Genomic DNA, 246 nt, shown 5'->3' with positions numbered 1-246 from the left:
ACTTTAACGTAACTTCTTGATTTCTATCTTGGTACCATGCAAGAAATTCGTCAGCCCATTCCTCCGGTACGTCATCCATGGTAGTGTGTAACACTGGCTTGGCACGGTTTACGGTTGCCAGTGATGCCAATCCAAGCTTCTTTTGTATAATATTTCGTGAGACACCAACCTCTATAACGCTACTCCGCTTGGAAAGAAACAAGTTTGTTCCAAAGCCACCTGTTTTTAACTGAATAAATGTATCAT

The 246-nt window shown here is 41.5% G+C and carries 1 protein-coding gene; it reads right to left on the bottom strand.

Features of this window, described 5'->3' with window-relative positions; genetic code table 11:
- Positions 1-246 (bottom strand): PH domain-containing protein (locus RG959_RS24735; RefSeq protein ID WP_342799359.1); only part of this gene is annotated, 246 nt, incomplete at both ends.

The organism is Domibacillus sp. 8LH (assembly GCF_038806185.1).
In the GTDB taxonomy this organism is placed as follows: domain Bacteria; phylum Bacillota; class Bacilli; order Bacillales; family Domibacillaceae; genus Domibacillus; species Domibacillus indicus_A.
Note: the sequence above shows the minus strand (reverse complement) of the source record. Positions and strands in the feature narration are given on the sequence as shown.